Source organism: Alkaliphilus flagellatus (assembly GCF_018919215.1).
GTDB classification, from domain to species: domain Bacteria; phylum Bacillota; class Clostridia; order Peptostreptococcales; family Natronincolaceae; genus Alkaliphilus_B; species Alkaliphilus_B flagellatus.
The window spans coordinates 435,000-447,886 of sequence record NZ_JAHLQK010000003.1 but is presented as its reverse complement, the minus strand read 5'-3'; the positions used below and the strand labels follow the sequence as shown (position 1 = coordinate 447,886).

At 31.6% G+C, this 12,887-nt stretch carries 15 protein-coding genes; 4 read left to right on the top strand and 11 right to left on the bottom strand.

The annotated features are described in order from the left end of the window. Positions 1-25 precede the first annotated feature (25 nt). Entirely contained in the window at positions 26-1,960 is a 1,935-nt protein-coding gene (gene fliD, locus KQI88_RS09710; protein ID WP_216416778.1) for a flagellar filament capping protein FliD, read from the bottom strand. Positions 1,961-1,991: 31 nt separating this feature from the next. Further along, entirely contained in the window at positions 1,992-2,351 is a 360-nt protein-coding gene (locus KQI88_RS09705) for a flagellar protein FlaG (RefSeq protein ID WP_216416776.1), read from the bottom strand. A 170-nt stretch (positions 2,352-2,521) separates the two neighbouring features. On the opposite strand from KQI88_RS09705, the gene KQI88_RS09700 reads away from it, so the two are divergent. Further along, entirely contained in the window at positions 2,522-3,382 is an 861-nt protein-coding gene (locus tag KQI88_RS09700) for an aminotransferase class IV (protein WP_216416774.1), read from the top strand. Between the two features lie 43 nt (positions 3,383-3,425). On the opposite strand, the gene KQI88_RS09695 is transcribed toward KQI88_RS09700, so the two are convergent. From KQI88_RS09695 to fliW, 3 genes are all read right to left on the bottom strand, one after another. Further along, the gene (locus KQI88_RS09695; RefSeq protein WP_216416772.1) at positions 3,426-4,631 is read right to left on the bottom strand and encodes an NAD(P)/FAD-dependent oxidoreductase; all 1,206 of its coding nucleotides are present in this window, start codon (positions 4,629-4,631) and stop codon (positions 3,426-3,428) included. Between the two features lie 141 nt (positions 4,632-4,772). After that, a complete protein-coding gene (gene csrA / locus KQI88_RS09690) occupies positions 4,773-5,000 on the bottom strand; it encodes a carbon storage regulator CsrA (protein WP_216416770.1) in 228 nt (75 codons plus the stop codon). Continuing rightward, positions 5,000-5,512, bottom strand: coding sequence for a flagellar assembly protein FliW (gene fliW / locus KQI88_RS09685; RefSeq protein ID WP_216416767.1), 513 nt, complete (start codon positions 5,510-5,512; stop codon positions 5,000-5,002). The genes csrA and fliW overlap by 1 nt, the downstream gene beginning before the upstream one ends. Before the next feature lie 147 nt (positions 5,513-5,659). On the opposite strand from fliW, the gene KQI88_RS09680 reads away from it, so the two are divergent. Beyond that, positions 5,660-7,084 carry a sigma-54 interaction domain-containing protein gene (locus KQI88_RS09680; RefSeq protein WP_216416763.1) on the top strand — a complete coding sequence of 475 codons (1,425 nt, stop codon included), beginning with the start codon at positions 5,660-5,662 and terminating at the stop codon, positions 7,082-7,084. Positions 7,085-7,405: 321 nt separating this feature from the next. After that, the gene (gene nhaC, locus KQI88_RS09675; protein ID WP_216416761.1) at positions 7,406-8,812 is read left to right on the top strand and encodes a Na+/H+ antiporter NhaC; all 1,407 of its coding nucleotides are present in this window, start codon (positions 7,406-7,408) and stop codon (positions 8,810-8,812) included. 131 nt (positions 8,813-8,943) lie between these two features. On the opposite strand, the gene KQI88_RS09670 is transcribed toward nhaC, so the two are convergent. Further along, positions 8,944-9,240, bottom strand: a complete 297-nt coding sequence (locus tag KQI88_RS09670) for a phage holin family protein (RefSeq protein ID WP_216416759.1) — start codon at positions 9,238-9,240, stop codon at positions 8,944-8,946. 143 nt (positions 9,241-9,383) lie between these two features. Here KQI88_RS09670 and KQI88_RS09665 point away from each other — a divergent pair, with 143 nt between their 5' ends. Then, positions 9,384-9,971 carry a hypothetical protein gene (locus tag KQI88_RS09665; protein ID WP_216416756.1) on the top strand — a complete coding sequence of 196 codons (588 nt, stop codon included), beginning with the start codon at positions 9,384-9,386 and terminating at the stop codon, positions 9,969-9,971. Between the two features lie 52 nt (positions 9,972-10,023). Here the strand turns inward: KQI88_RS09665 and KQI88_RS09660 are convergent, their stop codons facing one another. The 5 genes from KQI88_RS09660 to gloA form a co-directional block, all read right to left on the bottom strand. After that, positions 10,024-10,863: an HDOD domain-containing protein gene (locus KQI88_RS09660; protein WP_216416753.1), complete on the bottom strand. Its 840-nt coding sequence runs from the start codon at positions 10,861-10,863 to the stop codon at positions 10,024-10,026. A gap of 115 nt (positions 10,864-10,978) precedes the next feature. After that, complete coding sequence (locus KQI88_RS09655) at positions 10,979-11,257, bottom strand: hypothetical protein (RefSeq protein WP_216416750.1); 279 nt, start codon at positions 11,255-11,257, stop codon at positions 10,979-10,981. Positions 11,258-11,471: 214 nt separating this feature from the next. Next, positions 11,472-11,903, bottom strand: coding sequence for a ferritin-like domain-containing protein (locus tag KQI88_RS09650; RefSeq protein ID WP_216416747.1), 432 nt, complete (start codon positions 11,901-11,903; stop codon positions 11,472-11,474). Between the two features lie 12 nt (positions 11,904-11,915). After that, on the bottom strand, positions 11,916-12,353 hold the full coding sequence (locus KQI88_RS09645) for a hypothetical protein (RefSeq protein ID WP_216416743.1): 438 nt from the start codon (positions 12,351-12,353) through the stop codon (positions 11,916-11,918). A gap of 147 nt (positions 12,354-12,500) precedes the next feature. Further along, positions 12,501-12,887 (bottom strand): lactoylglutathione lyase, encoded by a 387-nt coding sequence (gene gloA, locus KQI88_RS09640; protein ID WP_216416740.1) that lies wholly within the window; start codon positions 12,885-12,887, stop codon positions 12,501-12,503.

Below are 12,887 nucleotides of genomic sequence, written 5' to 3'. Positions count from 1 at the left end.
TCTGAGCTGAATCTTTATTTATCTATTACCTTTGTCCTAATTGAGCTGCTAACCAAGAACCTTGGCTATTCATTTTTTGCATTGCCTTTTCCATTGCTGTAAACTGTTTCCAATAACGTGTTTCTTTAGAAGTAAGTAGAGATTCTTCTCTCGCTATACGGGTACCAACACTAGTAATATCCTTATCTAATAAACTTATGGAGCCACTAGTTACAAAGTCTATAAGCATGTTATACTGAACACTTCTATACAAACTGGCATTATCACCTGTTCCAGATCTTTTAACAATGTCCTGCATACCTGAAATCATATCATCAAAAAGTCTTTCTATCAATCCTGAGTTTCCACGTTTTTCAGTCACTTTATCTTTATTTATCTTTCCATCAGCATCTTTTACGCTTGTAATATCTGATTTCTTAAATAGTAAATTAATTACTCCATCTGGATTATCTATAATAGCTTGTCTTAGTTTAGCCTCATCTATTTCCAGTCTACCACCACTTTGATAGTTACCTGTTGTAATACCTATTTGTGTTATATGATTAAAACCAGATAGCTTAGTTCGAGTTCCATCCTCGTTATAACCATTTTCATAAACATTTTGATACAGACCAGTTCTCATATTCTGCAACATTCTAGTTATACTTTCGTCATTGCGAAGAAGACCGCTCTTAGCCTTAGCTTCCCAAAGTTCTATTTCTCTATCCTTCATAGCTTCTTTTTCTTCTGAAAGTAAAGGAGTATAGTCTCTATAGTTTTTTTCCTTTAGTAGACCATTTAAAACATCTATTAATGTATTATATTCTTCTACAAAGCCCTTAACCTTTTCCATTACACCATCTACGTTGGATTCCACGTTAATTGTAATTTTTTCATTCTTTTTAGCACTCTGTAGTTGAAAGTTGATTCCATATAGGGAGAAGTTATTAGATTTTAAGTTCTCTACGGGCTGATCATTAAACTTAACCACTGCATCTTCTCCGCTCTTATAAGCTGAATCAGTTGTAAATATAGAATGTAAAGTACCACTAAAGTCAATCTTTTGGTCGCTGCCTTGTACTTTGCTCGTAATCATCAGTTTACCTAGTTTACTATCATATGCAGCTCTAAGGCCTAAATCAGAATCATTTATTTTTTTGATAATATCATTAATAGAGTTATTTCCTTTTACCATACCATTTTCTAAGCCTAATTGCTCTAATTTAAGTTTTGGTGGTTCTGATCCATCAACCACATCGGTTGATTCTATGATAATTGGATCTACTGATTTAAAGTTCAGCTCTCCATCAGCATTAATTCCTACAGTTATTCCTGTTCCAGTTAAGGCAGTTTGTATGTGTTGAACTAAAGCTTCTTCTTTTGAAATCGGATTACCACTATCATCTGTAACATTGGTAAAGTCTTTATCTAGTTTAATTTCTTTATTATTAATAAGTAAAGTTAAAGATTTATCACCTGTAAAATCAAAATCCGTAATTTCTTTTCCTATTACTTCAGCCTTCTTTATTTCTATAGTTTCTGACTTTGTTCCATTAGATATTGTGAAAGAACCTTCCTCTGTAAATCTTGAATTCTTTAGATTTAACTTTCCACTTGTAAATCTAGCCACATCAGCAAGTTGCTCAACTTCTATAGTATGCTTACCTTCCATAGCCTCATTTGTAGCGGTTGCCTTGACTATGCTTTCATTACTCGAGCTTACTTTTTTTACCCAATCAAGGCTATCTATAGTTTTATTTAGAATACTACCTGTACTACTTGTGCTAGTTAATCCAAAACCACTTCTAGCCTTTAAAATAAACTCTGCTAATGTTTTATTTGTAGTATTAAGTGCTTCTTGCTTCCACTTTATACTTTCTTCCTGTCTGTAATATTTGTTAACTCTTACTCTTTCTGCATTCATTAACTCTTTAATCATTTGCTCCGTATCCATACCGGATGCTATACCACCAATTCTCATTATATCTCACCTCATCTTATCTTATTGTCTACTATACCCTCTCATCTACAAGAATACCTGCTAACTCCATCATATTAGACACCATATCTAATATTTTTTCTGACGGAATTTCTCTTATTACCTCATCAGTTTTAGCATCAATTACTTTAATCATTACGGCATTGATTTTATCATGTACTGAAATTTCAAAACGTCTATCAAGGGGTTCAAAACTTTTATTAGCTTTCTCTACAGCTTGTATAAGCTGATCCTCTGGTATAACCCTTTCCCCAGGAAGAATCTCCCCTACACCCTGTTCTCCTGTCTTAATATTTTTTTCTTGGCTTCCTTGCCCTTGTGTTTTTTGACCAATTGGATATATAGTACCCAATTGTGCTCCTTCTAACCTCATTTAGGTTCCCTCCTAAAATATTGTATTGTCTATATAATATATCGGTTATTTTATATAAAAGTTTAGAAAAAACAAAACTTAATACAAAAAATATCCAATAAGTTCTTACCTATATATTTTTTCTTATAAGTGGTAGAATAAAGATAATAATAAATTAAGAGGTGATATAAATGTACATTTCAAAGAATTCAAATAAGGAAATAGCACAAAGCTTCTTTTTATTGAATGGTCAGGTCGCTCCATCTAGCGAATTTGAACAGGAAAAAACAACTATTTATCCTTCGTTTTATGAAGTGATTAGAGTTATTGATGGTGTGCCTCTGTTTTTTGAGGAACATATACAGCGTTTAATAAAGTCTTTACATTTACTGAACTACAAGCTACCTTACGATGAAAATACTATAAAAGAACAAATACACACATTAATAGAATCCAATAAATGTTATAACCACAATGTTAAAATTGTTATTAATGGGTTAAATGATAAAGAGGCAAACTTATTTATATATTTCATTACTAGCAACTATCCCAATAATGACCAATATACAGATGGTGTACATACAATACTTTATGAAGCAGAAAGAGAAAATCCCAATGCTAAAGTAATTGCCAAGTCTTTTAGAGATGCGGTTAACAAAAGTATAAAAGAAGCAAATGCTTATGAGGCTATTTTAGTCAATCAAAACAAAGAAATTACTGAAGGAAGTCGCTCTAACATGTTTTTTGTAAAAGATAATATTTTCTATACCTCTCCTGCCAAAGATGTGTTAGTCGGAATTACCCGTAGTCGTGTTATACAGCTATGCCTCCAATTAGGATACGAAGTTAGGGAAGAACCAATACCAGTTTCTTTTTTAGATGAAATAGATGGACTTTTTTTAACTGGCACTTCACCTAAAGTACTACCTATTGCATCTATTAATAACACACATTACGAATCTAGTAACAATTCGGCAATACTTACCCTTAGCAAAGCCTATGATGATTTAATAGATAATTATATAGCTAAAAATAAAGAATCTATGGCATAATTCCCCATAGATTCTTTATTTTTATAGAAATAGTGTACAACCATTATATATTTTGAATAATATCATCAAAACTCATATTGTTTTGTAGTTGTTTTGTTAAATCAACATTATTAGTCACCATCTTTTTAACCTTAGGTACCTTAGACATATCATTCATAACTACGCCACCAACGACTTTCCCATTAGTTATAAATAATTTATAATGAGCATTTTTTACTTTATCCACTTCTTCTACAGTTTTATCAAAATTTTTTATATTTCCTGCTGAAAATACTGATAGTTTTCCTATCATTAACATAGCATTAAGCTCTGGCATTTTATACTCAGCATTTCCACCTACCATATTTTCACCTGCTACCTTACCTTGGTCTCCAGATATTCCCCATAAACCAATAACCATACCGTTAAGCTCAGCTACATCTCCAGCAGCATATACATTATTAACATTAGTTTTCATAAAAGAATTAACTTGAATGCCCTTATCAAACTTAATATCACTATCCTTTACTATATCTAAAACAGGACGTATACCAGCAGAAATCAGTATTGCATCAGTTTTAATTTCTCTTCCATCTTGTAGACGAACCCCTTCTACTTTTCCATTACCTAGTATTTCATCTGTTGCAGCTCCTAAATAAAGACTTAATCCATTTTCTTCTAATTGACGTCCAAGCTCCTTAGACAATCCTTCATCTAATTGTCTAGGTAATAAATGAGGAAAAAATTCCACTATATTTACATCTTTGCCTAATTCTTTAATAGCCCATGCAGCCTCTAAACCTAAAAGTCCACCACCAAGTACAGTAATACTGCTACAATTTTTAAAATAAGATTGAGCATTTTTTAAATCTTCTATAGTTCTTAACGCAAATACCCCATCTTTTTCACTGCCTTTAATAGGAGGTACAAATGGTCTGCTACCGATAGCAAGTAATAGAGTATCATATTTAATTTTCATTCCGTCACTAAGCTCAAGTTCATTTGAATCTGTATCAATTTTACTTACCGTCTTCCCCAAAATTAAATCAATATTACGTTCTTTATACCACTGATCATTGTGTATAAATAATTCATTATCTTTAAAATCCTTACTAATAAAATGAGACAACTTAACCCTATAATAGGTTAAGTAGTTTTCCTCAGAGACTACAGTGATTTTACCATTTTCATCATTTTTACGAATTGTTTCTGCAGCAGATAATCCAGCAATTCCATTACCAACAATAATGTATTCCTTTGTCTGATTCATTAAAGTCTTCCTTTCTAATTGTAGTATTAAGCTATGGCGGTTTACAATACACTAAGTATATACAACCAATTTAAAATATATTCCGTTATAGTCAACCATATTATACCCATACTAAAATTATTAAATCAGAAAATGCAGGTATTATTTTTGTGTAAAAATGCCTTTTAAGCTCTCTATATCTAATTGTTGCTTACTTGCAGTTATATTTTCTTCCTCTATTTCTATATATATTTCTCTACGGCATATCTCCACATCCTTAGGTGCTTCGATCCCTAACTTTACCTTACCTTCATCTATTCCAAGAATTTTTATTTCAATATCATTGCCTATCATTATACTCTCATTAGCCCTTCGAGATAAAACCAGCATTAAAATACCTCCCCTGTAGTCAATTCCTCTTGCTCCTTTGCACTATTGTTTCCTACAGTAGAGTTTCTTACAGTAGAGTTTCTTATTTCATCTAAAATTAAATGTTTCTTGTTATATCCACTGTCTTGAAGTAATATTTGCTTTCCCTTTTTATTTACATAGTTAATTACAATAGGTGCTACTAAGTTTGCAGACATTTTACTAATATCCTCTGGTATTGTAACTATTGAATATATACTTATATCCTCATGGGATTTTATATGTAGTTTTTCAATAGCACTTTGTGGTAGATTAAATTCGTAATCCTCTTTAAATATAAAAGGATTAATAATAACAAATGCTAAATCTGCATTATCCACACATTGAAGCCAGTTAAATGGTATATTTTTACTAGGATTTTCTATAATAATATATTTTTCTATGCCTTCAAATCCTGGTATACCGTCGTAAAAATTAATAATATCTTCTTCACAAATTTCTATTTCTCCAAAATGCTTAGTTTTTATAATCATAAGTACACCCCTTATCCTTAGTTTAGTTCAATGTTCTTCTTATTTGGTATTATATACTATTATAGATTTCCTATAAAGAGTAGCTTTAAAATTATGATATAATATAAGGAAACCCATTATTTCAAAATTAATATAGGAGTTGACTAAATGGATAAAGAGACACTTATTAGTTTAATTAATAATAATATTAAAGAAGGAATTCATATAGTAGATAGTCAAGGCAAAACCCTATTATATAATAATACAATGGCTGACTTTGAAGGTATGGAAGTAAATGCAGTATTAAATAAACGACTGTTAGAAGTATTACCTTCTCTTCAAGGCAAAAGTACCCTTATGCAGGTAATTGCAACTGGAGAACCTATTATAATGAATTATCAAACCTATTTTAATAAAGATGGTAAGCAAATTTCAACTTTAAATTCCACATGGCCTATTGAAAAAGATGGAAAAATAATTGGGGCAGTAGAAATCGCAAAGGATGTATCCATTATTGAAAGAACCGTTAACAAATTTTTATTTTCTAATGGTTATGTAGAAAAAGATAATAAAAAAGATAGTGATGTATCTGCTAAATATACACTTGATGATATTTTAGGCAATTCTCCAGAAATATTAAATGCAAAGCAAATCGCCAATATGGCTAGCAAAACCGATTCATCGGTACTAATAATAGGAGAGTCTGGCACAGGAAAAGAACTCTTTGCTCAGAGCATACACAATTCCAGTAAACGAAGATATAAACCCTTTATTGCAGAAAACTGTGCTGCTTTTCCTGAAACACTACTAGAAGGACTGCTCTTTGGAACCGCAAAGGGAGGGTTTACGGGTGCTATAGATCGTGCTGGACTTTTAGAGCAGGCAGATGGGGGTACCTTATTACTAGATGAAATTAATTCTATGCCCTTAGGACTACAGGCAAAACTTTTAAGAGTACTGCAAGAATCAAAATTCAGACCAATTGGAAGCACAAAAGAAATAGAGGTTAATGTTAGGATTATTGCTATTACTAACAAAGATCCTTTTAAACTAATTAAAGATGGAGAACTACGAGAAGACTTATTTTATAGATTGAGTGTTGTAAACCTTTATATACCACCTCTAAGAAATCGAGATGGAGATATTGAAATATTAAAGAATTTTTTTGTTAAAGCCCTAGAAAAAAAGCTTAATAAAACTATTTCTGGCATAGATAGTAGTGTAATCAATTTTTTAAATAGCTACTCTTGGCCTGGAAATGTTAGAGAACTTCAACATGTTTTAGAAGGAGCACTTAATATTGTAGAAAATAGTGGTGTAATTGGACTTGAGCATCTCCCTTATTATATGAAAAAACATTTTCATAACCAAATAGCTGATGTAAATATCCATGATGACGAAGAAGTCCATACACTAAATATGCTTGAAAACAAAAAAATTGGCTTAAGTGAGTATATATATGAGATTGAGCAACAACTTATAAATCAGGCATTAAAAATAAATGGATTCAATATAACTAAGGCAGCAGAATCATTAGGTATTACAAGACAAGGTTTACAATATAAATTAAGAAAAAATTTATTACAAAATTAAGAATATAAATAAAATAGCAAGAAGTTTTGCCGCAAAAAAGCAAATTTTTTTGCCGTTTGTATATAGAATACAATTTTTTATAATATAAACATTACCAGCATTATGAATAAAATTATCATAAAAACAAAAATTTATATATTATCTATTGATAAAAATTATTGTTAACTCCAACCATACTATATACTTTAGCGCTATTGCTTCTAATTATAAAACTTGAAATATTTTGCAATTAATGATTTTTCTGAACATTGGCATTAGTATTGCTTGTATGTATTATATTAATAGTTATAATTTATTAACTACTTACAAGGAGGAAGACAGATGAACGTACGAAAACCTTATATCTATGAAGCAATACTTTCTTTCTTATTTCTTATTATAGTAATGGGAATAGGTATTGCAAAATTTGAGGCAGACCCTCATATTCCAATGTTATTTGGGACAGCCTTCGCGGCTTTAATGGCACTTAAAATTGGCTACAAGTGGGAAGATGTTGAAAAGAGTATGTATGATGGAATAATGCAAGCGCTTCAAGCAATAATAATTTTAGCTATTATAGGGGTTTTAATAGGTGTTTGGCTATTATCAGGAGTAGTGCCTACAATGATATATTATGGTTTAAGTATTCTGTCACCATCAATATTCTTAGTAGCCACAGTTATAATCTGTTCTATTACATCCTTAGCAACAGGTACATCTTGGGGAGCGGCTGGTACTATAGGTTTAGCTTTAATGGGAATAGCGCAGGGACTCGGAATTCCTGCTCCTATTGCAGCAGGTGCCATTATATCAGGAGTATACTTTGGTGATAAAATGTCTCCACTTTCTGATACTACTAATTTAGCACCAGCTATGGCAGGCACTGATGTATTTACCCATATTAAATTTATGCTACCTACTACATTGATATCCTATGGTATTACCCTAATTCTTTTCTTAATAATAGGATTTAGATTTAGAGGCGCACAAGTAGATTTTTCAGTTATAGAGCAAATTCAAAGTGGTCTACAATCTAGCTTTAAAATATCACCTCTACTATTGATACCACCTGTAGTAGTTATAGTTGCAATCGCTAAAAAGGTTCCAGCTATACCTGGTATATTTATAGGTATAATTTTAGGTATAATATTTGCTCCTATTTTCCAAGGTGCAAATTTTGGTGATATCTTATCAGCAAGCTATGGTGGATTTGTAAGTAATACAGGTGTAGAAGCAATAGATGGTCTTCTTACAGCAGGTGGTCTTGAAAACATGCTGTACTCTATATCATTAACAATTATAGCCATGATGTTTGGTGGTATAATGGAGAAAACAGGTCAACTAGAAGTAATAGTTGAAGCACTATTGAAACGTGTAAAAAGCATACCAGGACTTATTGCTCTTACAATAGCAACTTGTATAGGAAGTAATGCTACAATGCCAGAGCAATATATATCTATAGTTGTTCCCGGTAGGATGTATGCACCGGCTTACAAAGAAAGAGGGTTACATCCTAAAACCCTTTCAAATGCTTTAGAATCTGCTGGAACATTAACCTCTGCATTAATACCATGGAATACATGTGGAGTGTTTTTATATGGAGTATTAGGTGTTTCTACTACAGCTTATTTTAAATGGGCATTCTTTAACTATCTAACACCAATAATAGTTATACTATGCAGCTTTACAGGATTAGCTGTTGCAAAGTTAAATGAGGATAAGCCTTTAAAAGTAAAATCTGCTAAGTAAAATTTATACAAACAAATGCCAAGATGTCAGGACTTATAGTTCAAAGTATCTTGGCATTTATTACTTTAAATTTTCTATATTATTAGCAGTATAGCCATATATATTTAACCTATAAAATCCAAAAAATAGATTTAATATTCCTCTAGTCGTTTCTGAGTAGTTTGTATAGTCAACTGATGAACATATACAGCCATTCCAGCTGACAGTATACCTTGAAGTATACCATCTAGTATTACAGGAGGATAAAAACCCTTTTCAAAGCCTAATATTAATATGGAAACTGTTATACCTAATATACCCAGTGTCATAGGAATAGCCCAGTTTCTTACGATATTCATTTTCTTTATAGTTATTCCAATTATAATGAGTACAGGCACTAAAACTAATATCTCCGGTTTTATAAGCAACATTACTTGCTCAACACCCATTTTCCCACATCCTTTTTTATTTTATTATATTATGAGTAATGTGGTACTTATTACTAAATAATATCTTATCCCTCTATTTATTCATAAATTATTGCCGATATATATTATAAGAAAAGACTTACAAAAAACAGGGGGTGTAGATTTTGAAAGTTGCAAGAGTTGATCAAAGACCATATGTAGAACCAGTTAAGAGTATTAAAAGTAAGCATATCGAAAAGGGAAATACAAAAAGTGAAAAGCCTGTAGAAGAAGCCGTAAAATATGAACCTTCTAAAGACGATAAGCCTGTTACGTACCAAAAGACAGGCCATGTATATGACCATGAAGCTGTAGCAAAACTTAAAAGACAAAGCGAGGAAGCATATGCTCATCTTAGGGGACTAATAGAAAAACTTCTACTTAAACAAGGCCATTCTCTAAAAACTATTACTTCAGAAGAATGGGCTGGAATCCAAATTGATGAACCAACTAGACTTGAAGCACAAAGTATGATAGCACCTGGTGGCCCTCTCAGTGCTGAAGCAGTGAGTGACCGTATAGTAGATTTTGCAAAAGCGATATCTGGCGGAGATGTTGAAAAGTTAGATAAATTAAGAGATGCTATAGAAGAAGGATTTAAACAAGCAGAGTCAATATTGGGTCAACTACCAGAAGTATCTAAAGAAACATATAGACTTGTTATGGAAAAACTGGATAAGTGGTCTAAAGAAGGCAAATCTTTAGAGAAATAATAATAGGAACAGTTTTCTGTTCCTATTATTATTTCCAATTATTCTATTCTATCTAAAAAGCATCTTCATCCACTAATAAATCTGAAACTTCTGATATTAGTTGCTCTAACATAAGTCCATCAACACCAAGAGCCTGGAGAGTTTCTTGAGACAAATTATAGATCATTCCATCTACGCCTAATCCGATCCCCATCATCATTACAATAGCATCTGCCAGATGAATAATTGATGTAAGTTTAAAGTTTATAGTTGCTTCCTCAGGACTATGATGGTACTCAATGGCCTCCACTAGTTCTTCAGGTAAATTCCACTTTTTTGCGACTTCTGCTCCAACTTGCCCATGATGGAAACCCAAAACCTTCTCTTCTGCTTCTAAAAATGATATCCCGTCACTTTCAACCATAGTCATAATCTGTTTAAAATGATCATTTAAATAATAACTAACTATTACCTTGCCAATATCACGAAGCAATCCTGCTACATATGCTTGATCCACCTTTGCAAAACGTAACTTTTTAGCTATATGTCTAGATATAATTGCACAAGATTGAGACTGTCTCCAAAGTTCATTTTCTTTCAATCCATAACCGCTAACCTCTTTCATTAGTAAACCATTAACTGATGCAGTTAATGTAATACTCCTTATAGCTTGAAATCCTAATAAAACAGAGGCTTCTGAAATGGTGCTAATTCTTCTAGGATAACCATAGTGGGCCGAATTAGCTAACCGTAAAATTCTAGTAGTTAAACTCTGATCCTTCATAATGACTCGTTCAATATCTTGAACATTCGAATCTGGATCTTCTGTTAGCCTCATAATATCATTTGTTACTTTAGGCAAGGCAGGTATGTCAACCACTCTTCTAGTAATTTCTTCTAATGTTAGTTTCACCTTAATCTCACTCCTATCAGTGGGATATTTTACTCCTAACTATACTTTAAATGATTTACGCCCTGTTATATATAGTATAATAGTCTAGTTTTTAATAACTCCTCTAATAATCAAATTATCTTGTTAAGTGAAACTTACTTCTTTTCATTAACGTTCTATCAGATATCCTAGGTTTTTCATCATTATCTTCAACCTTTAGTTTATTTTCCACATAAACAATACCGCCTTCTTCAACAAAGCAATTAATACTTTTAAGAGACACTGATGTTTCTGTAATAATATCTAATACAGTTGCATTGGGATGTTTTTTTATATGATTAATAATTAAATCGTATTCTCTTTCATTCTTTTCAAAACAATCTTTACAGTATATTTTCCCATTTTTCTCAAACATTTTACTACACCTTTTGCATATTTGATAAGTCACAAAATCACCTCTTAATTATATATTACCACAAAATATTATAAATGAAGTAATTATCACATATCTTTATATCTAACACCTTGCATGATAATATATAAATATATAGCACAGTTGCACAATGAAAGGAAGCAAATAATCTGTCCATCTGCTTCCTTCTAATCTAATTATATTTAATTACTTTCTACTACAGTTTATCAAAGCGCTTTAAGATACCTTCTAACATTCTAGCATGTCTAGCTTCATCCTTAGCTGATAGATTGAAATAGTCTCTAACAGAAGTAATTCCTAGTTCTTCCGCCTTATCTGCTGCCTCTTTTTTACCGTTGTTTGCAAAGGTTTCTCCTTCTAACATCTGTTTTAAATTATCAAATATATCTTCTTGAATCATTCCATTGAATTCCGCAAAAACTGCCGCATGCTCTGCTTCTTCCCAGGCAATCGTCTTTAATACTTCTGCTATTTCTGGATACCCTTGTCTTTGAGCTAATCTTGCCATAGCTAAATATATACCAACTTCACTGGTCTCTCCGTTAAAGTTTTGCTTAACTATTCTTTCTAAAGCTGTTCCCTTTGTTTCTCCAATTATATTTTCTGTAACTAAGCTTAACTTCTCCATTTCAAATTCCTCCTATTTATTAACCCGCTTAAAAGCAGAATATATTTTTTGTGAAATTTCTTTGTTTTTATTACCTAAGTCAGAAAAATACATTAATGTACTTCCCTTATAATCAATATGATCGCCTAAAAGTGCAACTTCCATAGAGCTTCTAATAATATTAATAATACAGTCCTCATCATGATACAGTTGACAGTTCTTACATTGATTTAAAATAAATCCGATTGCATCAATAATTCTTTCGTCATCATATAATTTCGTATCTTCATAGGGTATATCATCCATGCCATTATCTATAAACTCATCTTTCTGCTTAAATGCAGTCAATAATGATTGCTTACAGTATCCTACTAGACAAAGCTCTTTTTCGCATGTCCCACAAGATTCTTCAGACAGACAACATTTTCCTACCTCTTCAATTAATCCATTGAAATCAATATTTTTATCCACCCCAATTTTCCTCCTTAGTTGCTTAATACATATCTTAATTACCCGATTTATAAAAAGATAAACATTTTATTAACAATATGATAAGTTAAGGTGCAAAATAATAAAGATCCTAAACAGAATCTTTATTATCTAATATAAATATAGACTTTATTTAGTAGCCCTTATCACTTCTACATCATATCCATCTGGATCAGTTACAAAATAATATCTAGGCAGCTCACCTGGTAGTCCAATTAATTCTGTAACCTTGTATCCCATTTCTTTATGTCTTTTTTGAGAACCTTCTAAGTCAGCTACTGCAACTGCAATGTGACTAAATCCATTTCCTATTTCATAAGGTTTATCTGGATTATAATTATATGTTAGCTCTAATTCATACTGCTCTGATTGATCACTCAAAAATACTAAAGTAAATTCATGTTCTGGAAAATCTTTTCTTCTAGTTTCAACAAGTCCTAATGCTTCATTGTAAAATTTCAAAGACTTTTCTAAATCCATTACTCTTATACAAGTATGTAGCATTTTGTAATTCAT

What these genes read in the sequence shown, in the direction of transcription:
- fliD (WP_216416778.1), bottom strand. Translation starts at nt 1,960, where the DNA reads ATGAGAATTGGTGGTATAGCATCCGGTATGGATACGGAGCAAATGATT.
- KQI88_RS09700 (WP_216416774.1), top strand. Translation starts at nt 2,522, where the DNA reads ATGTACATTTCAAAGAATTCAAATAAGGAAATAGCACAAAGCTTCTTT.
- fliW (WP_216416767.1), bottom strand. Translation starts at nt 5,512, where the DNA reads ATGATTATAAAAACTAAGCATTTTGGAGAAATAGAAATTTGTGAAGAA.
- KQI88_RS09695 (WP_216416772.1), bottom strand. Translation starts at nt 4,631, where the DNA reads ATGAATCAGACAAAGGAATACATTATTGTTGGTAATGGAATTGCTGGA.
- KQI88_RS09655 (WP_216416750.1), bottom strand. Translation starts at nt 11,257, where the DNA reads ATGTTTGAGAAAAATGGGAAAATATACTGTAAAGATTGTTTTGAAAAG.
- nhaC (WP_216416761.1), top strand. Translation starts at nt 7,406, where the DNA reads ATGAACGTACGAAAACCTTATATCTATGAAGCAATACTTTCTTTCTTA.
- KQI88_RS09670 (WP_216416759.1), bottom strand. Translation starts at nt 9,240, where the DNA reads ATGGGTGTTGAGCAAGTAATGTTGCTTATAAAACCGGAGATATTAGTT.
- KQI88_RS09650 (WP_216416747.1), bottom strand. Translation starts at nt 11,903, where the DNA reads ATGGAGAAGTTAAGCTTAGTTACAGAAAATATAATTGGAGAAACAAAG.
- KQI88_RS09705 (WP_216416776.1), bottom strand. Translation starts at nt 2,351, where the DNA reads ATGAGGTTAGAAGGAGCACAATTGGGTACTATATATCCAATTGGTCAA.
- gloA (WP_216416740.1), bottom strand. Translation starts at nt 12,887, where the DNA reads ATGAATTACAAAATGCTACATACTTGTATAAGAGTAATGGATTTAGAA.
- KQI88_RS09680 (WP_216416763.1), top strand. Translation starts at nt 5,660, where the DNA reads ATGGATAAAGAGACACTTATTAGTTTAATTAATAATAATATTAAAGAA.
- csrA (WP_216416770.1), bottom strand. Translation starts at nt 5,000, where the DNA reads ATGCTGGTTTTATCTCGAAGGGCTAATGAGAGTATAATGATAGGCAAT.